Consider the following 25,950-nt stretch of genomic DNA (forward strand, 5'->3'; position numbering starts at 1 on the left):
TCAAAATCAGCCGTGAGGGCATTGAGCTGGGCACAGCGGATAATGTGTATATAAAAAGCAATGCTCTGCAAAAAATGGGACCGGCAACGATAAATAGTGACTCGTTAACGTTGCCTGATATGATAGGTGATTATGCGGTGAAATTTATTTGCAATGATGAAACCGGAAAAATCTATGCCAACGAGCCTTATATTGCCACACTACCTGATGGAAAAAAAGTGCAGGGTAAAACGGATGAAAATGGACATACAAAAGCCTTTCATACTGTCAATGAAAACGAAACAATAACCATAGAAATGATAAGCAGGTAAGTTAATTATGCCCAATAACAATGGAAATCAAAAAAATCGCCCTGTATTTACGGCCCAAACAAAAAAAATTGAACGTGGAAACATAGTCTTTCATAACATCAAACTAAAAAATGTGCAAATTCCTTTATTTGTGTTATTTGCTTATGGTGGTACGGGAGCATCAGACTTTAAAAGAGCAGCAGAACATAAACGATCGAGAATATTGAAAAAATATCCAAATGCAGAAGTAAGAATTATTAAAGGTTTTGAACATCCACCACAATTTAAAGCAGAATGGACAAAGTTGTATAATGAACTTACCAACGCTAAAACGGCAGCAAAATACGCATTGTGGCAAGTTCATTATTTCGGTCATGGTAGCCATGAATCTTTAATTTTTAGAAATAATAAAAAAATTTGTTTTGACAAAGAAGATAACATAAAGCGTTTACCTTGGCACCCAAATGAGGGCATTTTTGTTTTACACTCTTGTCGGGGTAGTGCGTATGAAGATACGCTAGATATAACAAAAATAAAGAATCAAATTTGTTTAGCGAAAACCATATCAGAATTACAAGAAACTCGTTGTTTAGGACAAGTGACTTATGCAAATTTTGCGGGCAATGTTGACGAGTTTAGTAATCTTGCAGTTAGTATCATGGGTTATGGACAGATTACAGCATCCAATTCCACATTAGATAATGCTTCTTATAAATATCGACCAAAAAGAGAGATCAATAAAATGATCATGCCATTTACTTCTTGTGCCCTATGGGGATATGCTTTATCCACTGGAGAAACATACAAAAAAACATTGATAAATATGAATGTTTATAAGGAAGAAATGATTAAAAGAGGTGTACTAAATCCCATTTATCCCATATATGAAGAAATAAAAAAACTTGCACCCAAAAATCAAATTTTACCTTGCCGGGTTTTTAACAAAGGCAAATTAGAAGGTCGCATTGTCAAAGTGGATGTCTTTAATCAGAATGATTTGGAATATCTTTAATGAATTATCCTACAAGAACAATTCAATCTTTACTAAAAAAGTTAATCATATGTGTAATTGGTTTTTGTGTTGTGATTAGTCTGATTTATTTAAATACTGATCATTCAAAAAAACGAAACCACAAGCTTAATCAACTGGAAAATCTACCTATGGACTTTACCATTTACCCTTCAACCATTCCTGAAAATCAATTATTACGTATTGACGAAGCTAAAAAGCTGTATGAATCAGCCTTTGACGATCAAGTATTTCATGCGGTAGTTAGTCCGGACAACTTAGTCAAATTTTTAAAACATGCCTGGCAATGGGATAAAAATGCCATGCCGTATTATTATTCTCTCCTTACTTGGCAGAAACATTTTAATGAAGATTACAAAGAAGAAGGGATGATCTCATTTACAGAATTTATGGATAAGTATCGGGATCAGTTAGTGGATAGTGCAGGTAAACCGTTAGTAGAACCAGAGGTGTTTAAAAGTACTAAAATGAGAAGTTATTTGTGGGATAAGTTTGCCGATTTAAAATATCCCTATTTTGCGTATGAAAAGGGCTTGGGAATGGGTTTTTGTTGGTATGATGAACAAGGAATGGCGCGCTCTTGTCCAGATGAGCAATTAGAAAAAAGTATTGAGTATTTAAATTTTGCAATTGAAGGTGGCTATCACTGCTACGAAGATTTAACAGCCCGAATATTATTTCAACAAGGAGACCATTACAAGGATAAAGAATACGAGAAACTGAATAAATTAATCGAATACCGAAAAATATTAAAATTAGACGATTTAAAACAGGCCATAGATTATGCGCAGCTAATGGCGGAACATAGCTCAATTATAGGAATATTACGCGTGACTGAAGCGTATTTATATGGTTTAGGACGGGATCAAGATCCGATGAAAGCCTATGCCTGGTCCCTGTTAAGTGATTATGCAAAACAAAAAATCATCAAGATAGGCAATAATTTAGCATGGCATGCTTATCAACTACCGCCTGTTTGGGAATATAATAAGCAAATTCAACATCGATTAGAACAGCAACTTAGCCCAACCGAAAAACAAGCGGCACTAGACTACTTGGAAGAGCTGAAAACCAAAATAGTAACTTGGGATTATAATGAATGGAGAGATGAAATAGATGATTTTCATCCTCAACCTTAGACGAAATCCTGTATTAATTGCAAATAGGGTTTGCTTATGTGATATAAATGGATCATCAAAAGTCATAGAAGTGTTAGACAAATGGTGGATTGAACCGCAAATGATCCAAACCAATTTATGTATGCGAACCTATCTATTTAGCAACAATGCATTCATTGCCGATAAAAAAATTTTTTAAGAGTCACGGATCAAAAAAAATCAATGGTTAATCGATATATGAGTCTTTAGTCCTAGAAAATTAATCTTGGATAAGTAGGAAAATATGTGGAATAGAAAACAACAGCAGTCGTTCTAATATAATACTGTTCCAACCACAGACAATAAGCTACATACTATGTTAAATAAAAAAGAAAGAATTATTGTGCCAAATATTTTATTCCGGGAATGATGGGCAGTAATTTAAAAGTTAAACATAAAGATAGCAGAGATATAAATTCAGAAAAAGTTTGGCGTTTAGAAAATAGCATGTCAGCTGTTGGGTTGTTGAAGGTTAACAACATCAATGAAAAAAACTGCAACAGATCATATTGGTGCTAAAAATCGTCTTGATCTTTCTGAGTTAAAGGAGATACGAACTCTTATCTCGAGTGCGTATGGCTGATTTATCAAAAAAACAACAAGTGACGCAAAGCTTAGAAAATTCCTCAATCCGTTGCTTAGGCACTTATCTAATTAATTTACCAGTTCAATTTGAAGCAAGTCACGGAGGATGTTGTTATTATCAGAGTGATAATAACAACATTGCTACTCAACGACAATATTTGCTCTCTTTTAAACAAATGATAACCCTGCGTGAGTAAGAGTTGAGAGAAACTAAGCCTGATCATTTGATTGATGGAAGTTATTTGAAAGCAATTATATCCTTTATCCCTTAAAAGATCCTGATAGAGCACCAAGGTGTCATTTTTGAACGTATGGAGGATACGAGTACATCCGATATTTCAATCTTTTAGAAGGGTACCGATGGCAGAGGGTATGTATTTATGTTAGGAATTCATATGACAGATCCAACTTTTAAATCCCCCCTATAGGGTATCAGAATGTATTACAAAATTCCTTTTAATGAAACACAGGCACATACTGAAGAGCAATTGATGTTCATTTGGCGTCAAATCAACAGCTGTATTCGAAAGCGCGATAGCACTTTTGAATCTGGTTAGGTGTGTTTTTTGAAGAGAGCTCCATAATTTATTGAAAGATATCGGATAAAACGATATTGTTTGGTTTAATAATGATATGCAACTGATTGCCCATTTCAAATGGTAAGGCTTTCAAAAATGGATCTTTTGCATCATACCAAAAAGTTACTTCTGGTAATTGATGAATGCAAGGCATATTCATCAATTACCATAGGATCCTTTCCAGAAAAAATTTTCAAATGAATAGAAGAATAAATGATAAATATACAATAATAATATAAAAATAGAAAAACGAGACGGTATAGACTCCTAAATATTTTTTATAAATATCGCTATTTTTCATTTAGCATATCCATTTTTTATACTTAGATGAGGATCTTAGGTTGATAATTATTGATATAATTGAAATTTATTTGAAATCAATGGATTTTCTTACTTAAAAATGATTACAAAAAAACAAACGACTTTCTTTATTTACAATCATTCAACTAACTACTAAACTAACATCGTTCTCAACGGGGTGTCCTAAGGACTGAGAGTATTATTTGCTAATGCAACTCGTCGAACCTGAACTGGGTCATGCCAGCGGAGGGATTTGAGTTATTGTTTCTGCTCAAACCTTTTGTCTTTTATTCGCTTTTTTGGAGGCAAAATGTTTTGTAATAAATTTTTACAGTCATTTTTATTTTCTGTGTTTTTCGTGGCAACTTCAGCCAATGCTAATCTTTATGATAAACCTACTTTGACCATTTATAGTTACAACTCTTTCATTTCTAAGTGGGGACCTGGCGAAGTTATTAAACAGGGTTTTGAAGCTCAATGTGATTGCCAACTTAATATTGTTACTCTGGGGGATGGTGTGTCAATTTTAAATCGCCTTCGCCTAGAGGGTAATAAAACGAGCGCCGATGTTATTTTAGGGTTAGACAACAATCTTTTAGGGCAAGCCAAACAGGCTGATATAGTTACTCCCCACCAAATAACTAAACCTAATAATCTTAACACTGATTGGTGGGATGAGGATTTTATTCCGTATGATTTCGGTTATTTTGCTTTTATTTATAATAAAGAAAAAATAAAAAGTCCTCCTCACTCATTGCATGAATTAGTTGAAAATAAAGCGAATTGGAAGATTATTTATCAAGATCCAAGAACCAGTACGCCTGGATTAGGTTTACTTTTTTGGGTGAAAAGCATTTACGGTAATGATGCGGTATTTGCCTGGCAAAAGATTGCTAAAAATACCGTAACGGTTACCAAAGGTTGGAGTGAGGCATACGGTATGTTTTTAAAAGGTGAAGCTGATTTTGTGCTTAGTTACAGTACTTCTCCTGTTGCACATATCATTAACGATCAAGATTTTCGTTATAATTCTGCTGTTTTTGATGAGGGGCATTATCGTCAAGTTGAAATAGCGGGCATGACTAAATACAGTCAGCAACCGCAATTAGCACGTCGCTTTTTACAATATTTATTAACGCCTGAGGTGCAACAGCAATTTGCTGAAAAAAATGTTATGTATCCTATTATAAGCACTTCTTTACCACCTGCATTTGACCAGATTAATAAAATCAATAAAGCTCTTGAATTTGATGCACAGAAAGTGGCTGATAATCAAAAAGCTTGGGTACGTGAATGGCAATCAGCCATTAGTCAGTAATGAAAAGTAAACGATTAATCTGTTTATATAGTGCAATGTTGAATTTTAGAACGTTACTGCCAGGTATTAGCGCTGCCAGCTTAATAATATTGGTTTTAGGTACAGCTCTATTTGCACTTTGCTATACAGCTATGAAATACGATAATCTAACAGTCTATTTTGATAACTATTTGTTGCATATTATTTGGATTACTTTCATACAAGCTATATTATCGACATCATTGTCGATATTTGCGGCCGTTGTTATGGCTAAATCGTTAACAATGATTAATTTTTGGGGAAAAAGCTTTTTAATACGGATTATGCCCGTTGCCTTTATTCTACCAACATTAGTTGTAGTAACAGGTCTATTATCCGTTTATGGTCAACATGGTTTATTCGCTTCTTGCTTTGCTTATTTAGGATTATCTTTTTCAACTTCAATTTATGGATTATCGGGCATTTTATTAGCACATGTTTTTTTGAATTTTCCTTATGCAAGTGGTCTATTTTATCAAACATTAAGTAGTGTTCCTGTTGAGCAAAAGCAACTGGCTGCACAGCTGAATTTTTCTCATTTTACTTATTTTAAATTAGTCGAATGGCCATTATTGCGCCGGCAGCTTTTACCTATGTCCGGACTGGTTTTTTTGCTTTGTTTTACCAGTTTTGCCATTGTATTGGCATTAGGAGGAGGACCTAAATATACTACGATTGAAGTGGCGATCTATCAATCGATTCGGGACTTTGATTTGATACAAGCCATCATATTGGCGTTGATTCAACTTATTTGCTGTATTAGTTTTGTTTGGCTTATGAGAAAAATAAATCATTATCGCGATTTGAGTGTGCAGTATATCCGTCCTCATTATTGTTTGCCAATTACTGTGACGATGGGCATCGTTAGTGCTGTTATTGTTGTTTTTGGCGGAATGTATATTTTGTTGCCAATGATTATGTTATTAATTGAAGGTATAAGTTATTTCCAATGGTCGCTGTTAAGTTCAGATTTTCAACAATCGGTTATGTATTCGTTAATAATTGCCTTTGGTTCAGCCATGATTGCTGTATTACTTGCCTTATTATTGCTTTGGACCAATAGCCGCCTACTGATTAATAAACAGCAACAATGGAGCAATCGTTTAATGTTAGTTGGGTCATTAATTTTAGCCATTCCAAGCATGGTGCTTGCATCTGGATTGTTTATTGTGTCATTTCAATGGGCAGATAATGCAGTGTTCGTTTGTGGATTAATGATGCTTTGTAATGGTTTAATGGCATTACCCTTTGTCTTAAAAAATCTTGAGACACCCATGTATGATGTCACATCACGTTATTGGCAATTAAGTCAGACATTAAACATTGTAGGCATTAATCATTTTTATTTAATCGAATATAAATCATTAAAAAAACTCATTACTTTGACTGTGGCTTTTTCGGCATTATTGTCGATGGGTGATTTTGGGATTATTGCATTATTTGGCGGACAGGCAGTCTCCACATTGCCTTTTTATTTATATCAACAAATAGCGCATTATCATTATCAAGAAAGCGCAGTGACGGCTGCATTTTTGTTAATCTTATCTTTTAGTTTATTATTTGTGATGGATTATGATCGAACTTAATCAAATTAATTATCAATATGATGATTTTAAGATGCATTTTAATGTGCAAATTGATGCCCAAGAAAAAGTGGTCATTGTTGGTCCCAGTGGTGCAGGTAAAAGTACCTTTTTAAGTTTGATTGCAGGATTTATTTTTCCAAGTTCAGGGAAAATCATCCTTAACCATCAAAACATGACTCATACTTTACCCGGTAAGCGCCCAGTTTCAATGATGTTTCAAAATAATAACTTATTTGATCATTTAACCGTCGAGCAAAATATTGCTTTAGGTATCAAACCGTCATTAAAGATAACAAATTTTGAGAAGCAAAATGTCGCTGATATGCTGGCTAAAGTTGGTTTAGCCGGTTTTAATGCGCGCTACCCCAATCAACTTTCAGGAGGACAGCGCCAACGGGTTGCTTTGGCACGCTGTTTAATTCAACATCGTCCTATTTTATTGTTGGATGAACCATTCTCGGCATTAGACCAAGCATTGCGGTTTGAAATGCTAGAGTTGGTTAATCATATTTGTGAAGAATTGGCATTAACGTTACTCATGGTATCCCATTATCTGGATGATTCTTTGAACAACTTTTCACGCTGTATAGTCGTTGATAGTGGGAAGATCATTTTTAATAATTCTCCTTGGCAACTTAACAAATTCGAAAATGCGGAAATTGCTAAATTATTAGGTTTGTCATTAAATAAAAAATAGACGGTTTTTTCAAAGATTTACTTAACGAGATGATCTATTAATTTTTTCTAAATATCAGCCTGGTATTACTTAAGGTTTTTTTAATCTAGTATGTGTATTTTATGCGCATCTATAACTATTGATGTCGAATAAATTTTCATGACAAATATACAAGAAAACCAAAAGTTTAATTGGTCAGCACTTATCGTTGTTGTTTTATTTTTTACCTATTTTTCCAGTAGTTTACAACTTTATATTTTTGCTTCTGGGCATGCTAATGTTATTGGCTTACGTGATTCAATCATCTATAGTTTAATTTGGTTGATTCCAGTATTACTATTTCCAAATCAGACTCGAAAAATTGCCACTGTCTATGGTTTGATTGTAGGATTTTTATCATTGATTTCAATAAGTTATTTTATAATTTATCGTCAGGAATTTTCTCAAAGTGTGTTTTTTGTCATGGCCGAATCAAATCTAACTGAGTCGAATGAATTTATTCAGCAGTATTTTAGTTTCAAACTTATCGCTATCGTGATTATATATTGTTTAATTGGAATCTATCTTTGGAGCATAGTAAGACCTGTTTATGTCAAAAATCCAACCAAATGGATTGTGTCATTATTAATTGTTATTTATGCCATTATGCCACTCGTTATTAGTGTCACAATAAAAAAAACATCTTTGCAAAAAGCGGCAACACATTTGTTAACTCGAATGGAAACCACTGTACCTTGGCAACTAATTAATAGTTATATTGCTTATCGATCTCAACTTTCGAATATGGAAGATATAATGCATCATTTGAGTACTTTACCTCCTGTTAAGGATTTACATGATGCTAATGGAAATACGCCAAGAACACTGGTTTTAGTCATCGGTGAATCAACCACACGCAATCGCATGAATATTTATGGATATCCCCGTAACACGACGCCACAAATTGAGCAATTTAAAAAAGATAATCCAGAATTTTTAGTGTTTAATGATGTTGTGTCTTCAAGGCCATATACCATAGAGGTTTTACAACAAGCCTTAACTTTTGCGGATGAACAACATCCTGACCTTTACCTCAGCCAACCCTCATTAATTGACTTAATGAAACAAGCGGGGTATAAAACCTATTGGATAACCAATCAACAAACTATCACTAAACGCAATACGATGTTGACGATGTTTTCTAAACAAACAGATGAACAATTTTATATGAATAACGATCGAAATCAAAGTTCAAGACAATATGATGAGTCGGTCTTTGAACCATTTAAGAAAGTGCTTGCTGAACCTGAAGAAAAGAAATTTATTATTATTCATCTTCTTGGCACACATATGAAATATGAATTCCGCTATCCAAAAGATGGGGTATATGATCGATTTAAAGATAAAGCGAGTATTCCATTTAAGATTCATGATGAGGATGTGGATGTATACAATTCTTATGATAATGCTATAAATTATAATGATTTTGTGACAACTACTTTATTTAATCTATTCAAAAATAGTCATGATAATGGCTTTATGTTGTATTTCTCTGATCATGGTGAAGATGTTTACCAAACTCCGCCACATGATATTTTAGGCCGTAACGAAAAGGCACCAACACGTACCATGTATACGATACCATTTATGTTATGGCAATCACCTAGTTGGATCGCTTCTCATCCTAACAACTATCATGCTTATGTGAATCGTAAATTTAGTACTCAGAATTTGATCCATACATGGTCTGATTTAGCTGGACTGAGCTATAATTTATATCTACCAGAAAAAAGTTTAGTAAATCCTAATTATTATGAGGGAAAACGCTGGATTGGTGATCCTTATGATAAAAATGGATTAATTGATTTTGAAAAATTGACAAAGTAAGTCTATAGAGTGTTTACACCAGCATTTAAGGTATGCTATTGTATATTTATACAGTTATATTTTAAATGCAGTGAAACAGTAATCTATGCGAAAAATTATTCATGTTGATATGGATTGTTTTTATGCCGCAGTTGAAATGAGAGATAATCCCCGTTATCGTAATTTGCCGATAGCTGTAGGGGGGGATCCACGTAAACGCGGCGTTGTTGCTACTGCAAATTATTTAGCTCGTCAATATGGGATACATAGTGCAATGTCTATGTCACAAGCACTGAAATTATGTCCTAATCTTAAAGTTATCCCAAGTCGACATGCTGTTTATAAAGAAATCTCCAAGCAAATCCATCAAATATTTCAACGTTATACTAAATCGATTGAAACTTTGTCATTAGATGAAGCGTATTTAGATGTGACCGATTGTAAACTTTGTCATGGCTCAGCTACTTTAATTGCTCAAGATATCCGCCAGACGATATACAAAGAGCTAGAATTGACTGCTTCGGCTGGTGTTGCCCCACTAAAATTTTTAGCTAAAATCGCTTCAGATATGAACAAACCTAATGGACAATATGTAATTACGCCAGATAATGTTGCAAACTTTATTGCTCAATTACCCCTTAAAAAAATTCCTGGCGTGGGTAAAGTGACTGAAAAAAAATTAACGGAATTAGGGTTAGTCACCTGTAATGATGTGATTAATTATGATGTGAGTAAATTGCTTAATCAATTTGGTAAATTTGGGCGAGTGCTATATGAAAGATGTCAAGGTATCGATGAGCGGGAGGTCTGTAATGATAGGCAACGTAAATCCGTTGGGGTTGAGCGTACGTTAGTTAACGACATTCATACTTGGGATGAATGTTTATTACAGTTTGAACCGTTATTTGAAGAAATCAAAAATCGGCTAAGTAAAGTTCGTTCTGATTTGTCGATAGCTCGCCAAGGTGTCAAGTTTAAATTTGATGATTTTCAACTTACTACGCAAGAACATGTTTGGTCTAAACTTGATAAACAAGATTTAATCGAACAAGCCTATAAAGTTTGGCATGAACGTCGAAATGATCGTGGAGTACGTTTAATTGGTTTCCATGTTACTTTAATTGATCCGCAGCTTGATAAGCAATTGCTCTTTAATTTTTAATGATTTTGACAGATAAAAAAAGAGGATGTATGTAAGAACACAACATCCCCAAAAATTACAACTTGCTTATTAGTATTATTTTAAATTAGCGCCATTACTGCTAATGACTTGTTTATACCAATCAAATGAATCTTTTTTATAGCGTTTCATAGTACCGTTTCCTTCATTATCACGGTCTACATAAATCACACCATAACGTTTTTTCATTTCGCCAGTTGTAAATGATACGACATCAATAATACCCCATGCGGTATAACCCATGACATCAACTCCATCATAATCTATGGCTTTTTGCATTGCTTTAATGTGGGCGCCAAGATATTCGATGCGTGGTTTATCATGAATTTTATTGCTGTTTTCTAATTCGTCGATAGCACCAAAACCATTTTCAACAATAAATAGTGGTAATTGATAGCGATCGTATAAACGATTAAGAGTATAACGTAGACCTTCAGGATCAATTGGCCAACCCCAATCGCTGCTTTTAATGTAAGGATTTTCAACCGCGTTAGGTAAAGCGCCATTGACAATATTGTCACGATGATCATTTTTAGCATCAGCTTTAACCACAGTTGACATGTAATAACTAAAGCCGATGTAATCAACGGTACCTTGTTTTAAAATCGTTAAATCTTCATCGGTGATATCAAGTTTATAACCTTCTCGTTCAAACTCTTTTAAGGCATAAGATGGATAATAACCACGAACATGCACATCAGGGAAGAAGAAGCGTTGGTGCATCGCAATTTCAGATGCCATCATATCTTGTGGATTACAAGAATATGGATAAATTGGTACATGAGAAATCATACAGCCAATTTCAAAATTAGGATTAATTTTTTTACCGGCGATAACTGCTTTGGCGCTTGCTAACAATTCATAATGAGCAACTTGATAAAGTACTTCTTGCGGATTTTCATCGGGTTGAACCTTCACACCTGAATTAGTCCAGAAAAATATCGGATTACTGGTATCCATTTGGTTGTTAATTTCGTTAAACGTCATCCAATATTTCACTTTGTTTTTATAACGTTCAAAACAAGCTGTTGCAAAACGTTCAAAAAATTCAACTGTTTTACGATTTCTAAAGCCACCGTATTGACGAGCAATATGTAAAGGCATTTCAAAATGAGATAAAGTTATAACAGGTTCAATACCATTAGCAATTAACTCATCAAATACATTATCATAAAAACGTAAACCTTCTTCGTTTGGCTCTAATTCATCACCCTTTGGAAAGATACGAGTCCAAGCAATAGAAGTACGCAAGCATTTCAAACCTAATTCAGAAAACAGTTTAATATCTTCTTTATAATGATTATAAAAATCGATGGCAGTATGATTTGGATAAAATTTATCTGCTTCAATTTCTTGTGTGATTTGTCTTGGAACGTTATGTGCTCCCGCAGTCATGACATCAACCACGCTTGGTCCTTTACCACCTTCATTCCAACCACCTTCGAATTGATGAGCGGCTAATGCTCCGCCCCATAAAAATGGATTTTTAGTCATTTTTTGGTTCCTTATTATTGCTTTATTTCAAAAAGGTTATCATCTAGATTTACTTCCGCTTTTTCAGTTAATGTGATTACTTGGTATTGATCAGTATTAACAATAATAATTGGAGTAATTAATGGGTAACCGGCTTGTTTAATTGCTTGAGGATCAAAGCTGATCAATCGATCACCTTTTTTCACTTTTTGATTCAATTTCACATGGTATTCAAACTCATTATTGGTTAAATTGACCGTGTCAATACCTACGTGAATTAATAATTCAACACCATTATCTAAAACCAAACCAATAGCATGTTTTGATGCTTCAAACACAGCCGTTACTTCACCATCATAAGGTGCATAAACATGATTATCGGTTGGTTCAATAGCAATACCCTCGCCCATAAGTTTTTGCGAAAAAACAGGGTCAGGTACTTCACTGAGTGGTAATGCTTTACCAATCATAGGGCTGCTCACATTTATTTCACCAATTATAATTTTAGGTGTTTCGTTCTCAATTTTGGATGTTTTATTTTCTCTTGTTGCATTACCTAGTTGAGTTTCATTTGTGCCAAAAATTTGAATAAGAATAACTGGTCCAAATAATGCGATTGCCGAACCAATTAAAACACCAATGAAAGAACCTGGATGGTCTGAATTAATGGCATTGACAATAGTCAAAGGCCCTGGCAAGGCAGCATACGTATAGTAATAAGGTGTAAATAATCCTGCCGCAATGCCTCCAAGTGCACCACAAATAAAGCCATAAACAAATGGTCTTTTAAAACGTAAGTTCACGCCATAGATAGCGGGTTCAGTAATACCAAATATCCCTGTCACAAAAGCTGATAATGATACGCCTTTCATTTCTTTGCTTCGAGTTTTTATATAGAAACCTAACGCAGCGCCAACTTGACCAATAACCGCGATGGTTTGATAAGCTTGGAAAGAATCTTGCCCATATTGATTGATATTCTCAATAATAACTGGTGTAATACCCCAATGTACGCCAAATATAACAAATACCTGCCAAACAGCACCAATCAAACCACCTGCTACTGATGGTGCAAGGTTAACAATCCAATTATATCCATTAGCAATGTAATGTGCAGCACCAGCAGTAATTGGTCCAATAGCAACTAAAGTAAGTGGTACCATAATTACTAAGCAGATCAATGGCATTAATAATGGTTTTATGATGCTATGTAAACGAGGCTCTAAAAAATGCTCCAAATATGATAGCAACCAAACTAGAAAAAGAGGTGGTAATACTGTTGATGCATAGGTAGTTTCAGATAATGCTAATCCAAATAGATTAATTTCTTGTCCTGTTTTTATCATCGCAGCAAGTTCTGCCCACGTTGGTGAAAGTAATGCTGCACAACAAGCCACTGCAATATAAATGTTGCATCTAAAATGTTGTGAGGCAGTAATAGCAATAAAAATAGGTAAAAAAGCAAACGGTGCCCAAGAAATAAAGTTAAAAACTTGGTAAGTACCTGTAGCTCCAAATTCAGGATAGGCTAACTTAATTAAAATCAAGATCCCTTGTAAAATCCCCGATGCTGCTAATACATAAACAAATGGCGCAAAAACGGCTGACATAGTTGCAATGACTCGATTTAGAATGCCACTTTGTGAATTTTTGGCAATTTTATTATCGGTATTAATAAGTTGTATAAAAGCATTATAAACTTTTTCAACATTCGTACCGATAACAATCTGTATTTGACCGCCTTTTTCAACGACAGTAATTACTCCTGGTAATTTTGCAATGGCTTGCTTGGCATGGTCGGGTGTTTTTTGCGTAACAATACGCAAACGGGTAGTACAACGAGCAACAGAGACGATATTATCTTCCCCGCCTAGCTCATTTAAAATATCAACTGCCAATTTATTATAATCTCTAATTTTAGATGACATTCATAAAACTCCTTTCATCAAGTAGGAGAAACTATCTTATCCCTAAATAAAAAATTGTTAATGACCAATTTTATTGTTTGTGATCTAGATCGCGTTTTAAAACGATTTTCATTTATTAACTTATTTGAAGGTATACAATAAGATGCATATATTACAATAACAATAAAGAACACGAATGCTAAAATACCGAGATGTGGCGAAGAAAATTCAGCAAGCAATTTATCAACAAAATTTGCCTAAAGATACCCAACTGCCTAATATCGAAGGTTTAATTAATCAATATCAAGTTAGTCGTACGACCATTATTAAAGCACTAAACTGCTTAGAAAGGCATGGTGTCATATATCAAATTCAAGGCAGCGGTATTTTTGTTAGGCAACCGCAGAAACGTGGTTATCTTAATTTTTTGGAAAGTCATGGTTTTAGTGTTGATTTAAATGATTCACCGAATTCCTCGCAAGTATTTAATGTAGATATTGTTCAACCAAGTTCTAAAGTGAAACAAAACCTCCAATGTGATGATGGTGAAGAAGTTTATTTTATAAAACGTTTACGTAAGTTTGATGACAAAGTTTATGCGCTTGAACAATCATACTATCGAAAAAAAATGATTGGTTATTTAAATAAAGAGATTGCCGAACACTCCATATTCAGTTACATAAAAGATATCTTCAAAATCAATATCGGTTTTTCTGACAAATATTTCAAAGCGATTAAATTAGACAAGCAGACCGCAGTTTATTTAGGATTAAACGCAGGGGATCCCGCCCTATGTGTTGAAGAAATTTTTTATACCAGTGCTGGTGAACCATTTGACTTTTCAACCATCATATATCATTACGACAATGCTAAGTTTTACGTACAAAGTAACTCTAAATGATACCTTGTTAAATTACAAAGTCGAATTGGGGGAGCAAATTAGTCATTAGGTAACTTTTAAAACTTGATGATTAATAAATTTGCTGATCTGAGTTCTCCTTAATTAATCATATGGTTAAGTATATTTGTTAACTAAGGAGGGACGTTCTCTATTACCAAATCATTTTTTTAATGAGTTATTGTTCAATCTTTTTTAGTATTTCAAATTTGCCAGTTAAAGTGAGTTGTATTTCAAAATCGGAGGGGGCGTAGATATTTATTTTATTGGCTGTGTCCTCATCAGGTACAGATGCCATGGCCATGCCCAATGTTCCATAAAGTCTTGCTTGTCTTTTTGGTGATTGCTGTTGGTAATCAGCTTTTTTCATTTCGAGATACTTTGGATCACCCACCAAATATTGTTTAGTGAGCAAGCGTTCAACTTTATTACTTAACTGATTTAATAACGTTTTTTCATGATCATTCATTGATTGCTCAATAAAATCAGGTGAAACACTATAAAAAATATCATCGTTAACTTTCATTTTTAGTTCTTGTACTTTAGCAATGATTTTATTAATGACATCAAGGTTGTTAATTTTGATTAATACTGTATTAGATACGTAATAATGCTTTTCATTTATTTTTTCAGGTGAAATTCGTTCTATGTCTGACGCAGTAATAGTGAAATTATCGAGTTGCCGTTTTTTTAATTCATTAGTTATGGTTGTATATTTCTGATATACCTTATTTTTTGCCATGCTTGCACTATTAGCAGATTCTAAAATAGTAAAAGTAAATTTTTTATCCATTTCGGAATCTTTAAATTTCCGAACGTCATTAATATTGTATTTATCAAGTAATTTATTTAACTCTAAAAATTTCTCGTTATCTTCAATGTTTATAACAAGATTGAGTTTGGCACTATATTGTGCATTTTCCTCATTGACTTGTTTATAATCATTTTGTTCATAGTTTTTGTAATCAATGGTTTCTAAATTATTATCTTTGATATTAAGTGTAACTAAATATTCTTTTAGTTCTTTCATATATTTAGCATTGAGTTTTGATGCTTCGCTCGGCGTTGAGCCATTAGTATTTAAAGTCACCGAGAACTCAACAGTATTGGGTTTTAATTTTATTGATTCAGTGATGCTTGCTTCAATTTCTCCAACGGGAATTAAATTTTTACCATAGATCAATTGTTCAACTTGAGATTCATTATTATTGATATTCCTAAGATTTGCTGAATAGCAGGTAAAAGTTATACCAATATTGAGTAAGATAATAAGCATTAATGTTTTTTTCATTTTATATCCCATTATTTAATTAATTTCGAATTGGTGGTTTTAAGTGATTTAAGAAACTCGTTACGGGCGAAAAATTATAAATAGTTCAATTTAAGATAAGTAAGAAAAACACATCAAATTGTAAAATGATGTAAAAAAAGCGCCGTAAGACGCCTTTTATATTCCATAATGATTTCGATAGTCCTCAACCTGTTTAACTTGATTTTGACGTGAGGGATCTTGGTAAAGATAGTGAATCAAATCATCTAATGTGATGATTGAAATAACATCGCAATGATAAGTTTGCTTTATTTCTTGGATGGCAGATAACTCACCACGACCTTTTTCTTGACGGTCAAGGCAAATTAATACACCAGCAAGTTTAGATTGATTATCTTCTAAAATTCGCATTGATTCACGAATTGCAGTACCGGCAGTAATTACATCATCAACTAACATAACGCGTTGTTGATAAATAGTGCTACCAACCAGATTACCACCCTCACCGTGGTCTTTAGCTTCTTTGCGATTAAAACAATAAGGAACATCAACATTATGGTGTTCAGATAAGGCCACCACAGTTGATGAAACAATCGGAATCCCTTTATAGGCAGGACCGAAGATGACATCATAGTTTAAATTTGCATCCATCAACGCAGCAGCATAAAAGCGACCTAATAAAGCCAAATCTTTACCTGTATTAAATAATCCTGCGTTAAAAAAGTAAGGGCTTTTTCGTCCTGATTTTAAGGTGAATTCACCAAACTTTAGTGCTTGCCTATCTAAAGCAAATTCAATAAACTCACTTTTATATGATTTCATCGATCCTCTCCAATTAATCTTTTAAGGCTTGTCTTTGTGCATCAATAATTGTGGCAATGCCATTTTTTGCTAGTTCTAGCAATTCTAATAATTCATCATGACTAAATGGTTCACCTTCAGCAGTACCTTGTACTTCGATGATGCGTCCATCATCCGTCATAATGACATTCATATCTGTATCAGCATTAGAATCTTCAATGTATTCTAAATCACATACTGCTTGACCATCGACAATACCAACAGATACAGCTGCAACCAACGATTTAATAGGATTCTGTTTTAATTTACCCTCCGCAATCATTTTATTGATTGCATCGTTAAGGGCAACACATGCACCAGTAATTGATGCTGTTCGTGTTCCACCATCGGCTTGTATGACATCGCAGTCTAGGGTAATGGTGTATTCGCCAAGTAATTTAAGATCAATCATCGCTCTTAATGAACGAGCAATGAGTCGTTGAATTTCCATTGTACGGCCTGTTTGTTTACCTTTTGCCGCTTCACGCTGAGTTCTTGAGTTGGTTGCCCGTGGCAACATACCATACTCTGCGGTAACCCAACCTTGATTTTGGCCTTTTAAAAAGCGTGGTACACTTTCCTCAACAGTTGCGTTACACAGTACTTTAGTTTCACCAAACTCAACTAATACAGAACCTTCTGCATGCTTAGTATAATGACGGATTATTTTGATTGGGCGGACTTGTTCCGCAGCTCGACCAGACGGGCGCATGCAATTCTCCAGCTGTTATATTAAAAAAATTGTTTGAATTTATCATTTAGGAGGACATCAATTAGAAAGGATTGATGTTTAGCCTAAGCTAAGAGCGCATTATACAGAATTTATGATACAATGCCCAGCAAGTTTTTATAAATTTAGGAAGCAATTATGATTTCAAGTATGACCGCCTACGCCAGAAAAGAGATGAATCAATCATGGGGGACTGCCTCTTGGGAGTTGCGTTCGGTTAATCAACGCTACTTAGAAACCTATATTCGTATGCCTGAGCAGTTCCGATCACTTGAGCCAATTATTCGAGAACGACTTAGAAGTCGATTAACGCGTGGTAAAATAGAATGTAATTTACGTTTCGAACTTGATCCTGCTTCGCAACATCAAGAATTATCTTTAAATCAAGATTTAGCTAAACAGGTTCTCAATGCTGTTCATTGGATTCAAACTGAATATAAATCAGGTGATGTCAATCCTATTGATGTATTACGTTGGCCAGGAGTACTATCAGCTAAAGAACAAAATCTCGATGCCATATCACAAGAAATTGTAGCATTATTGGATACAGCTATTGATGAATTAATTGCAGTACGTGAACGAGAAGGGGAAGTCTTACGCGATCTTATTATTCAACGTTTAGAAAGCATTACTGTAGAAGTTGAAAAAATTCGACAATGGATGCCCCAAATACTTGAATGGCAAAAAGAGCGCTTGCACAATAAATTGGCTGAAGCGAATCTTGAGCTCGATAAATCAAGATTAGAGCAAGAAATTGTATTGATGGCTCAACGTATTGACGTAGCTGAAGAACTTGACCGCCTAATGACACATGTTAAAGAAACATATGCTATCTTAAAGAAAAACGAAGCTATTGGGCGTCGACTTGATTTTATGATGCAAGAATTTAACCGCGAATCAAATACCATTGCATCAAAATCAATTAATGCTGATGTGACCGCTAGTGCTATTGAACTTAAAGTTTTAATTGAGCAAATTCGAGAACAAGTACAAAATATTGAATAAATATTTAAGTATATTATCCGTTATTTTGGTGTCAATATTATGGGGCATCATAGGCACAGTAGCTGCTCTTGCCCCAGTTTTATTTCCTTTATTTATCAGCTATTTTCTATAGATATTGGTGTAAATCTGCTGTAAATCTTGATATTGCTTTCAAAAGCCACCGACTAAGGTCAGGCGTAAGTTGAGTTAAATTTCGATGCCTTATATGAAAATAGTCTTTTAAACTTAAAAAGGAATACATAAAAAATTTGATAAAAAAGATGTGAAGGTGGTCTAGAGCAGCAAATTTGTCTATTTGTTTATTATAGTTCTATTATTTGTGATCACTTAATTTAATAAAAATTAAGAAAACGGTTTTCAATTCAAAGGGGACGCTATCCCCTTTTTAAGATTAAAACGTCACTATTTGACTTATTTTGGATAATGTCGGCTTTTTATCGATCTAAAATACCAATAAAGTGCAGTATAAGCGATACCGGTTGATAAAAGATCAGCGGTTGGTGACGAGGCCCAAACACCATCTAAATCAAAAAATTGTGGTAAAATATATAGTGTTGGCAATAAAATCAAAATTTGCCTTGAAAGACTGAGTAAAATAGAAACTCTAGCCATACCAATACATTGGAAAAAGCTTGTAGTGACCATTTGAAAACCAACAAATACAAATGAAAATGTTGTGTAACGAAGTGCAATCGCGGATATAGCAATTAAATCAGTTTCAGAACTGAATGCTCTAACCAGCACATCAGGCATAAAGTAACCTAAAATAAACCCTGTACTAGTAATCACGGTAGCGATTTTTACCGCGTAAATAAAAGTTTCTTTTACACGTTTATAATTTTTTGAACCATAATTATAGCCAATGATTGGTTGCATGCCTTGATTAACGCCAATGACAATCATAATAATCAGCGTTATTAATCGATTTGCATTGGAATAACCCGCAATCGCATCATCACTTGAAACATGAGAAATCGGTGCATAGTAAGTTAATTGCCAGTTAATGAATATTACAACCACAGACGCGGCAACTTGCATTGCAAATGGCGACATACCAATAGATAAAATAGATTTAATATAGGTAAAATCAAGCTTAAAATTACGACGGTATAGTTTAATATTACTATTTTTACTAATAAAATGCTGCATTACAAATAAAAAGCTAATGAACATAGATAGTGTGGTTGCAAAAGCTGCTCCCCGCATGCCCCAATCTAAAACAATAATAAAAATTGGTGCAAGAATAATATTGGCAATTACACTAATAAACATAGTTACCATAGCTTTGAAAGGGTAACCACTTGCTCGCATCATATTGTTGTAATTGAAAGTCAATGTGATAAAAATACTACCTGGTAAAAACACTTCTAAAAATTCACGAGCATAAATATGGTTGCTTGGGCTTGAACCAATAAAATGTAAAACAGGATCGATAAAATAAAGCAATAACGCTAAAGTAATACCACTTAGTACCGCAGTTAACATAAACGAAGTGCCAGCAACTCTTTCGGCTTTATCGATTTCACCACGACCTAAAAATATCGAAATACGACTAGCCGAACCAATACCTACCAGCATACCAATGCCCGCAGCGAGATTCATAACTGGTAAAATAATGCCCGCGCCACTCAAAGCTTCACGTCCAATCCAATGGCCAATAAAAACCCCATCAATAATGTTATAAAGAGTATTAACGGTTGTTCCAATAATCGAAGGTAGAGCATATTGCCAAAATAATAAGCTAATTTTTTTATTTTTAAAATCATTATAAATATCTTGAGGATTTGCCATATTATTTATTCCAGCTATAACAGGTTGTAAAAAAAGTTTTAGGTTAACGATACGATTCAGTAAAAAATATTATTGTTACTTATATTATTTATCATCATGCTAATGGCAATTACGCAGTTGTCTTATCAACAAAAGAGTTTGGTCGGTTATTTTAACCGTTAAAACTCCAGTTTTTGTTATTGATATTTATTGAATACCATTAGATATTGTAAAGAAGTTTCAGGTTAACTATACGTTTTAGTATAAAATCTAACTATTTATCAATTGTTATCTAATCAGACTAATAAATTGTGGATAGCACTTTTTTAGTGCTTTGATAAAATAGGGTAGTCTTACTTTTGCCACCCAAACAGGAATTCTAAATGAGTGTACAAATAGAAAAAGTTATTTTACATAAATTAATCAGAAAAAATGACACTGAAATTGAACTGCAACTTCGTGATTCAATGCTAAGCAATCAACAAGCTGTTGTCAATTTAATTGAGGATATTAACCGCATATACAATAATAAAAGCAAAGCTTACGGGCTGTTTAATAGTGAAAGCCTGTTTGAACAATCGCTTAAAGAGTTGCGTTTAGGTAATCAAGATTTTTTGCATTTTAGTCAAGAGTCAACCAAACAACTGCGTAATGAACTTGCTAAGTACCCATTTGCTGAAGGGGGTACAGTTGTCTTTTGTCACTATCGATATTTAGCCGTTGAATATTTAATTATTGCAGTATTAAATAGCTGCTCTAGTATGTTAGTTAATGAACAGCTTGATATAACTGAAACGCAATATCTGGATATTGATCATACTGATATTATTGCACGAATCGATATCACTGAATGGGAAACCGCACCAGATTCAAAACGCTATTTAACCTTTTTAAAAGGCCGAGTTGGGCGTAAAGTATCTGACTTTTTTATGGACTATTTAGGTGCCAGTGAAGGATTAGATGCTAAAGCGCAAAATAAAACTTTAGTGAAAGCGGTTGATGATTATTGTCAAGAGATGCAGTTTGACAAGCAAGACAAAACCAGCGCCCGAGAAAATGTCTATAATTATTGCCAAGCTCAATTACAAGCAGGAGAAGAGATCGAACTCAGAAATCTAGCTAATGAATTGCCGTCAAATGGTGAAAATAATTTTACTGAATTTGTAAAAAATAGCGATTACGATTTAGAAGAGACCTTTCCTGTTGATCGCAGTGCACTGCGTCAACTCAAAAAATTCTCAGGTAGTGGTGGTGGATTAAGCTTGAGTTTTGATTCTGACCTATTAGGCGAACGAATTAAATGGGATCCACAGACTGATACAATTGTGATCAAAGGTGTTCCACCTAATTTACGCGACCAATTACAACGTAATAGCGGTTCAAACTGATTATCACATCCAATTATTAGGAACATAAACAAGATGAAATACATTGGTGCACACGTTAGCGCAGCAGGAGGAGTTGATAATGCTCCTATCAATGCTTATCAAATTGGCGCAACTGCCTTCGCTTTATTTACTAAAAATCAAAGGCAATGGCATGCTAGGCCACTTGAATCAGCCATTATAGATAGTTTTAAAAAACGCTGTGAACGGTATGGTTTTACCAGCAAACAAATTTTACCCCATGATAGTTATCTCATTAATTTAGGTAGTCCTGACAGTGAGCAACTCGATAAATCACGAACCGCTTTTTTAGACGAAATGCAACGTTGCGAACAATTAGGACTAACCTTGCTAAACTTTCATCCAGGTAGTCACCTACAAAAAATATCGGTTGATGAATGTCTAGCGCGTATTGCTGAATCTATAAATTTCACTCTAGATAAAACGAAAAATGTTGTTGCAGTGATTGAGAATACGGCTGGACAAGGATCTAATTTAGGTTATAAATTTGAACATTTAGCTCAAATTATTGACAAAATTGAAGATAAAAATCGCGTGGGCGTTTGCATTGATACCTGCCATGCTTTTGCTGCTGGTTATGATTTACGGACTGAAAAAGCATGCAAAGAAACGTTTGATGAATTTGAAAAGATTGTAGGATTCAGATATTTACGAGCCATGCATTTGAATGATGCCAAAAGTGAGTTTGCAAGCCATGTTGATCGCCATGATAGTTTAGGTAGAGGTAACATTGGCGAAACAGCATTTAAGTTCATCATGCAAGATTCACGAATTGATGAAATTCCACTCATTCTTGAGACCATCAATCCAGATATTTGGGCGCAGGAAATTGCTTGGTTAAAAGAGCAAACAAAGTAGTAAGAAAAACAGTTAATTATCTCGTTTTGTTTATCGCTGTTATTAAGTTGTGGCGTTGAGGTTAACAAACGCCACAAAGCACTTAATCATGCTCCAAACAAAACGCCAAACCCTGAAAGCGGTGATATTGGTCGCGCTTGAGAAAACGGGCAAGGAAATATCTTAAATATCAATTTTTTTGTTAAGTTTTTATCAACACTATATTTTTTAGAATTTACATTGATTTATCCAATTCACTGACAAGCGTCACGATTTCGGGCAGAATATCTAATATTAAGGCTAGTTGTTGCACTACCAGTAGATCGTTATTGCTTTGATCGTCATTGATGGAGAGTGATTCAATATAATCAGTCACCGTTTCTTTAATTACTTGATATTTATTATCTAATTTTTTATCACTGAGAAGATTAATGATATAAACAGTCAAATCATCAAATAGATTAAGAGTATTTGAGGAGATACTTTTATCTCGATGTGCTCCTAATGTTGATAAATAGCTGATAAATGTATGATTCAAGGTGAGCAAACGGAAGCCTTTGTCAATGATCACTTGGTTCATGTGGGGTTCTTTAGTCATTAAACTAATTAATGATGATAAATCGGCACTGCTATCGTGTGCGGCACGGCGTGCCACGCGATATTGTGGATCATTGGTTTTACCTGATAAATATTGATGTCCAATGGAAGCTAAATAGTGACTGTCGTCATGACAAACACGATCAACTAATTTAGGTAAGTTTCTAAATTTCCAGTCTGGCCAAATGAAACTCACCGCAAACCATGCAATAAAACAACCAATTAATGTTGCTATAATTCTTGAAATAGCCACTGAAATGCTACTTTCACCAAGCAAACTGAAACTAAAAAATACTAATAACGTAATAAAAGCGGTGGCATAAGCATATTGGGAATTTTTGAATAAGAAAAATAACCAGCCAGTTATAATAATCAGTACCAACTGATCAGGTACGCTAGGAAAAAGAAAAGTTAAAGGAATACCGACAACAATCCCTAAAATAGTCCCAATAACACGCAATTTTAATCGATGTTTTGTGGTTGAATAGTTAGGTTGACATACAAATAAACTGGTTAAGATGATCCAATATCCATGTGATAAACCTGAACAGAGGATTGCCATATATCCTACAAAAAACACTAAACTCATTCGCACAGCATGTCGAAATAGTGGGGATTTAACTGTCAAATTATGTTTAATTTTAGCAAACAGGTCGTGAAAGCTAGTTAGCTCTTCATCGATCAACTGGTTATCTTCCTGTTCTTTTGAAAGGTGCTGTTCAGTATCAATATTCGTCAGCAGCAGATCGATAGAGAGTAAATTCTGATGTAAATTTTTTAAGGCTTTAATCAAAAGCATGTCAGCTTTATTGCTTAATTGATATTGTTCGATGGCTTCCTCAAGATACATAAAATAGTGAGCAAACAATGGGTCATGTTGATAGGCTTGGTTTAACTTAATTGATACTGCTAACTGCGTGCATGCCTTCGCTTGTAAATTTAAAATTCGCGCAAAACGAAATAGAATATCGCTATGTTTAAACTGCTCACTCAACGCCTGATATTGTCCATGTGCTGAACTTGCGCGCTCGTGAATATCTTGCGCTACAAAATAGTAGCTTAATAGTTTACGAATATAAGATTGTCCACGATAACTTTTTAAGCGATTAAAGAGCGATCGTTTTGTATTGTTAAAGGCACTAATTAACTGATTATTACTTTCAGTTAATTGCAAAGTTTGCTTTTTAAATCCGTCAGTTTCATCAGGATCGAACATTGAGGCTTTAGCATCTAAATACTGTGCTAATTTCATAAAGCAGAGAGAAAGTGACTGTTGCGTAGTGCGAATAGGTTGTATGATTGATTCAATGAGCGATACCACATTGTACCAAAGCGCACCAAGCAACAAAAAACATGGCAAAGTGAGTTTATCGTCAAATAAATTATGCCCAAGCATAGTATAAGCAGCAATTAATAACGAGCCAAATGCAATCACACCATAACGCTGTCCGAGTGATCCCAGCATAATAAAAATAAAGGTAGAAGATACTAGCCCAATCATAAACAGAGTAGGGTAATCAAATAATAACTCAACTGAAAACGAGCCCAGTGTAAAACAGAACAATGTTAATATTAAATTGATGCAACGACTAAATAGACGAGTATCAATCTCGGTTAGCCCAGCAGCGACCACACCTAGAGTAAGCGGAATAACCAGTGATGTATGGCCAAAATACCAAGGCACCAACGTTGAGCCAGTTAAACTTATAAGCATACGGATGCTAAATAGAAGGTTACTGCTGTAAAAGACTTTACGCAAGGTCAATATTAAAGGATGCACAAATGTTGGTTTTCGTTGAGTTAATAGGATGGGCTAGAATACTATATTGTTGCGAGTTATTAAAGAGGGCTGAATTTTTTGGTTAGAAATTATAATAAGTAACAATCAAAACAACTTATTATTTATTATTGTACCTTCTGTGTTTCAAATGTTTTCTCCAATGATTAAATAATTTATTTATTCAAAATTTAGATTAATTTTCTTAGGATTATTCCCAAATCATAATGGAAAATTAAATATTGAATTGATTAAAAAAATTCGAATGGTATAGACTTCTGAATTATTTTTATCAAAACTGTTTTTTTATTAATCATTCTTGAAATTTTTTAAACTTTGATTGCAAAAAATAGCCGTATAATCATTGGCGATAACTGATAATTATTTATATTTATTAGGAATTTTGTTATAAATCAAAAAAAATGCATCTTAACGGTATCAAGCGCGGATAATCTAAGTTAAAATATTAGGCAAGCAATTAATTACCAAGGAATAACTTGTATGACAACTGAAGAAATGACGACACTTGATAAAATTAAAAAACAGATTGCTCAAAATCCCATTCTTTTATATATGAAAGGTTCGCCAAAATTGCCAAGTTGTGGTTTTTCGGCTCAAGCAGTCCAGGTTTTATCTCAATGTGGTGTGCCTTTTGCTTATGTGGACATTTTACAAAATCCTGATATTCGTGCCGAATTGCCGAAATTTGCTAACTGGCCTACCTTTCCACAATTATGGGTTGAAGGTGAATTAGTAGGAGGATGCGATATTATGATTGAAATGTTCCAAACTGGCGAACTGCAAACTCTAATTAAAGAAACAGCGGAAAAACATCCATATAATGATAATCACTGAGCAGGTTTTATGTTCAAAGTTC

22 protein-coding genes and 1 riboswitch are annotated in these 25,950 nt (G+C 34.2%); of the genes, 14 read left to right on the forward strand and 8 right to left on the reverse strand.

What is annotated here, in order from left to right; all coding sequences use genetic code 11:
• From J3U19_RS05610 to J3U19_RS05625, 4 genes are all read left to right on the forward strand, one after another.
• Positions 1 to 311, forward strand: a 311-nt coding sequence (locus J3U19_RS05610) for a hypothetical protein (protein ID WP_267345667.1), incomplete at its 5' end; no start/stop codon positions are given.
• 7 nt (positions 312 to 318) lie between these two features.
• The gene (locus tag J3U19_RS05615; protein WP_267340675.1) at positions 319 to 1,302 is read left to right on the forward strand and encodes a hypothetical protein; all 984 of its coding nucleotides are present in this window, start codon (positions 319 to 321) and stop codon (positions 1,300 to 1,302) included.
• On the forward strand, positions 1,302 to 2,459 hold the full coding sequence (locus J3U19_RS05620; RefSeq protein WP_267345668.1) for a hypothetical protein: 1,158 nt from the start codon (positions 1,302 to 1,304) through the stop codon (positions 2,457 to 2,459). Before J3U19_RS05615 ends, J3U19_RS05620 begins: the two co-directional genes overlap by 1 nt.
• A 593-nt stretch (positions 2,460 to 3,052) precedes the next feature.
• The gene (locus J3U19_RS05625; RefSeq protein WP_267340677.1) at positions 3,053 to 3,259 is read left to right on the forward strand and encodes a hypothetical protein; all 207 of its coding nucleotides are present in this window, start codon (positions 3,053 to 3,055) and stop codon (positions 3,257 to 3,259) included.
• 388 nt (positions 3,260 to 3,647) lie between these two features.
• On the opposite strand, the gene J3U19_RS05630 is transcribed toward J3U19_RS05625, so the two are convergent.
• Entirely contained in the window at positions 3,648 to 3,800 is a 153-nt protein-coding gene (locus J3U19_RS05630) for a hypothetical protein (protein WP_267345669.1), read from the reverse strand.
• A gap of 304 nt (positions 3,801 to 4,104) precedes the next feature.
• Positions 4,105 to 4,210, forward strand: a riboswitch (TPP riboswitch).
• A gap of 40 nt (positions 4,211 to 4,250) precedes the next feature.
• Here J3U19_RS05630 and thiB point away from each other — a divergent pair.
• The 5 genes from thiB to dinB all read left to right on the forward strand — a co-directional run bounded on the left by thiB (position 4,251) and on the right by dinB (position 10,545).
• Positions 4,251 to 5,258 (forward strand): thiamine ABC transporter substrate binding subunit, encoded by a 1,008-nt coding sequence (gene thiB, locus J3U19_RS05635; protein ID WP_267340679.1) that lies wholly within the window; start codon positions 4,251 to 4,253, stop codon positions 5,256 to 5,258.
• Positions 5,258 to 6,862, forward strand: coding sequence for a thiamine/thiamine pyrophosphate ABC transporter permease (gene thiP, locus J3U19_RS05640; RefSeq protein WP_267340680.1), 1,605 nt, complete (start codon positions 5,258 to 5,260; stop codon positions 6,860 to 6,862). Before thiB ends, thiP begins: the two co-directional genes overlap by 1 nt.
• Complete coding sequence (gene thiQ / locus J3U19_RS05645) at positions 6,849 to 7,559, forward strand: thiamine ABC transporter ATP-binding protein ThiQ (RefSeq protein ID WP_267340682.1); 711 nt, start codon at positions 6,849 to 6,851, stop codon at positions 7,557 to 7,559. Before thiP ends, thiQ begins: the two co-directional genes overlap by 14 nt.
• Before the next feature lie 132 nt (positions 7,560 to 7,691).
• Positions 7,692 to 9,404, forward strand: coding sequence for a phosphoethanolamine transferase CptA (cptA, locus tag J3U19_RS05650; RefSeq protein ID WP_416380272.1), 1,713 nt, complete (start codon positions 7,692 to 7,694; stop codon positions 9,402 to 9,404).
• 85 nt (positions 9,405 to 9,489) lie between these two features.
• Positions 9,490 to 10,545 (forward strand): DNA polymerase IV, encoded by a 1,056-nt coding sequence (gene dinB, locus J3U19_RS05655; protein WP_267345671.1) that lies wholly within the window; start codon positions 9,490 to 9,492, stop codon positions 10,543 to 10,545.
• A 75-nt stretch (positions 10,546 to 10,620) separates the two neighbouring features.
• Here the strand turns inward: dinB and J3U19_RS05660 are convergent, their stop codons facing one another.
• Both J3U19_RS05660 and J3U19_RS05665 read right to left on the reverse strand, forming a co-directional pair.
• The gene (locus J3U19_RS05660; RefSeq protein WP_267345672.1) at positions 10,621 to 12,057 is read right to left on the reverse strand and encodes a 6-phospho-beta-glucosidase; all 1,437 of its coding nucleotides are present in this window, start codon (positions 12,055 to 12,057) and stop codon (positions 10,621 to 10,623) included.
• A 14-nt stretch (positions 12,058 to 12,071) separates the two neighbouring features.
• Positions 12,072 to 13,964, reverse strand: a complete 1,893-nt coding sequence (locus tag J3U19_RS05665) for a glucose PTS transporter subunit IIA (RefSeq protein ID WP_267345673.1) — start codon at positions 13,962 to 13,964, stop codon at positions 12,072 to 12,074.
• A gap of 175 nt (positions 13,965 to 14,139) precedes the next feature.
• Between J3U19_RS05665 and J3U19_RS05670 the strand changes: the two genes are divergently transcribed.
• Positions 14,140 to 14,844 carry a GntR family transcriptional regulator gene (locus J3U19_RS05670; protein WP_267340687.1) on the forward strand — a complete coding sequence of 235 codons (705 nt, stop codon included), beginning with the start codon at positions 14,140 to 14,142 and terminating at the stop codon, positions 14,842 to 14,844.
• Between the two features lie 175 nt (positions 14,845 to 15,019).
• Here the strand turns inward: J3U19_RS05670 and J3U19_RS05675 are convergent, their stop codons facing one another.
• From J3U19_RS05675 to rph, 3 genes are all read right to left on the reverse strand, one after another.
• Positions 15,020 to 16,132 (reverse strand): SIMPL domain-containing protein, encoded by a 1,113-nt coding sequence (locus tag J3U19_RS05675; protein ID WP_267345674.1) that lies wholly within the window; start codon positions 16,130 to 16,132, stop codon positions 15,020 to 15,022.
• A gap of 156 nt (positions 16,133 to 16,288) precedes the next feature.
• Positions 16,289 to 16,933 carry an orotate phosphoribosyltransferase gene (gene pyrE / locus J3U19_RS05680; RefSeq protein ID WP_267340690.1) on the reverse strand — a complete coding sequence of 215 codons (645 nt, stop codon included), beginning with the start codon at positions 16,931 to 16,933 and terminating at the stop codon, positions 16,289 to 16,291.
• Positions 16,934 to 16,946: 13 nt separating this feature from the next.
• Positions 16,947 to 17,663: a ribonuclease PH gene (gene rph / locus J3U19_RS05685; RefSeq protein ID WP_267340691.1), complete on the reverse strand. Its 717-nt coding sequence runs from the start codon at positions 17,661 to 17,663 to the stop codon at positions 16,947 to 16,949.
• Positions 17,664 to 17,819: 156 nt separating this feature from the next.
• Between rph and J3U19_RS05690 the strand changes: the two genes are divergently transcribed.
• Complete coding sequence (locus J3U19_RS05690; protein ID WP_267345675.1) at positions 17,820 to 18,686, forward strand: YicC/YloC family endoribonuclease; 867 nt, start codon at positions 17,820 to 17,822, stop codon at positions 18,684 to 18,686.
• A gap of 411 nt (positions 18,687 to 19,097) precedes the next feature.
• Here J3U19_RS05690 and J3U19_RS05695 read toward each other — a convergent pair whose 3' ends face one another.
• On the reverse strand, positions 19,098 to 20,477 hold the full coding sequence (locus tag J3U19_RS05695; protein WP_267340693.1) for an MATE family efflux transporter: 1,380 nt from the start codon (positions 20,475 to 20,477) through the stop codon (positions 19,098 to 19,100).
• Between the two features lie 362 nt (positions 20,478 to 20,839).
• On the opposite strand from J3U19_RS05695, the gene yejK reads away from it, so the two are divergent.
• Together yejK and nfo are read left to right on the forward strand one after the other, a co-directional pair.
• On the forward strand, positions 20,840 to 21,844 hold the full coding sequence (gene yejK / locus J3U19_RS05700) for a nucleoid-associated protein YejK (RefSeq protein WP_267345676.1): 1,005 nt from the start codon (positions 20,840 to 20,842) through the stop codon (positions 21,842 to 21,844).
• Positions 21,845 to 21,877: 33 nt separating this feature from the next.
• Positions 21,878 to 22,720, forward strand: a complete 843-nt coding sequence (nfo, locus tag J3U19_RS05705) for a deoxyribonuclease IV (protein ID WP_267345677.1) — start codon at positions 21,878 to 21,880, stop codon at positions 22,718 to 22,720.
• Between the two features lie 214 nt (positions 22,721 to 22,934).
• Here nfo and yccS read toward each other — a convergent pair whose 3' ends face one another.
• The gene (gene yccS, locus J3U19_RS05710) at positions 22,935 to 25,076 is read right to left on the reverse strand and encodes a YccS family putative transporter (protein ID WP_267345678.1); all 2,142 of its coding nucleotides are present in this window, start codon (positions 25,074 to 25,076) and stop codon (positions 22,935 to 22,937) included.
• A 513-nt stretch (positions 25,077 to 25,589) separates the two neighbouring features.
• On the opposite strand from yccS, the gene J3U19_RS05715 reads away from it, so the two are divergent.
• Complete coding sequence (locus tag J3U19_RS05715) at positions 25,590 to 25,928, forward strand: Grx4 family monothiol glutaredoxin (RefSeq protein WP_267340852.1); 339 nt, start codon at positions 25,590 to 25,592, stop codon at positions 25,926 to 25,928.
• Positions 25,929 to 25,950 lie beyond the last annotated feature (22 nt).

Origin of the sequence: Gilliamella sp. B2828, assembly GCF_026537125.1 — a bacterium.
In the GTDB taxonomy this organism is placed as follows: domain Bacteria; phylum Pseudomonadota; class Gammaproteobacteria; order Enterobacterales; family Orbaceae; genus Gilliamella.

What these genes read in the sequence shown, in the direction of transcription:
- J3U19_RS05615 (WP_267340675.1), top strand. Translation starts at nt 319, where the DNA reads ATGCCCAATAACAATGGAAATCAAAAAAATCGCCCTGTATTTACGGCC.
- J3U19_RS05620 (WP_267345668.1), top strand. Translation starts at nt 1,302, where the DNA reads ATGAATTATCCTACAAGAACAATTCAATCTTTACTAAAAAAGTTAATC.
- J3U19_RS05625 (WP_267340677.1), top strand. Translation starts at nt 3,053, where the DNA reads ATGGCTGATTTATCAAAAAAACAACAAGTGACGCAAAGCTTAGAAAAT.
- J3U19_RS05630 (WP_267345669.1), bottom strand. Translation starts at nt 3,800, where the DNA reads ATGAATATGCCTTGCATTCATCAATTACCAGAAGTAACTTTTTGGTAT.
- thiB (WP_267340679.1), top strand. Translation starts at nt 4,251, where the DNA reads ATGTTTTGTAATAAATTTTTACAGTCATTTTTATTTTCTGTGTTTTTC.
- thiP (WP_267340680.1), top strand. Translation starts at nt 5,258, where the DNA reads ATGAAAAGTAAACGATTAATCTGTTTATATAGTGCAATGTTGAATTTT.
- thiQ (WP_267340682.1), top strand. Translation starts at nt 6,849, where the DNA reads ATGATCGAACTTAATCAAATTAATTATCAATATGATGATTTTAAGATG.
- dinB (WP_267345671.1), top strand. Translation starts at nt 9,490, where the DNA reads ATGCGAAAAATTATTCATGTTGATATGGATTGTTTTTATGCCGCAGTT.
- J3U19_RS05660 (WP_267345672.1), bottom strand. Translation starts at nt 12,057, where the DNA reads ATGACTAAAAATCCATTTTTATGGGGCGGAGCATTAGCCGCTCATCAA.
- J3U19_RS05665 (WP_267345673.1), bottom strand. Translation starts at nt 13,964, where the DNA reads ATGTCATCTAAAATTAGAGATTATAATAAATTGGCAGTTGATATTTTA.
- J3U19_RS05670 (WP_267340687.1), top strand. Translation starts at nt 14,140, where the DNA reads ATGCTAAAATACCGAGATGTGGCGAAGAAAATTCAGCAAGCAATTTAT.
- J3U19_RS05675 (WP_267345674.1), bottom strand. Translation starts at nt 16,132, where the DNA reads ATGAAAAAAACATTAATGCTTATTATCTTACTCAATATTGGTATAACT.
- pyrE (WP_267340690.1), bottom strand. Translation starts at nt 16,933, where the DNA reads ATGAAATCATATAAAAGTGAGTTTATTGAATTTGCTTTAGATAGGCAA.
- rph (WP_267340691.1), bottom strand. Translation starts at nt 17,663, where the DNA reads ATGCGCCCGTCTGGTCGAGCTGCGGAACAAGTCCGCCCAATCAAAATA.
- J3U19_RS05690 (WP_267345675.1), top strand. Translation starts at nt 17,820, where the DNA reads ATGATTTCAAGTATGACCGCCTACGCCAGAAAAGAGATGAATCAATCA.
- J3U19_RS05695 (WP_267340693.1), bottom strand. Translation starts at nt 20,477, where the DNA reads ATGGCAAATCCTCAAGATATTTATAATGATTTTAAAAATAAAAAAATT.
- yejK (WP_267345676.1), top strand. Translation starts at nt 20,840, where the DNA reads ATGAGTGTACAAATAGAAAAAGTTATTTTACATAAATTAATCAGAAAA.
- nfo (WP_267345677.1), top strand. Translation starts at nt 21,878, where the DNA reads ATGAAATACATTGGTGCACACGTTAGCGCAGCAGGAGGAGTTGATAAT.
- J3U19_RS05715 (WP_267340852.1), top strand. Translation starts at nt 25,590, where the DNA reads ATGACGACACTTGATAAAATTAAAAAACAGATTGCTCAAAATCCCATT.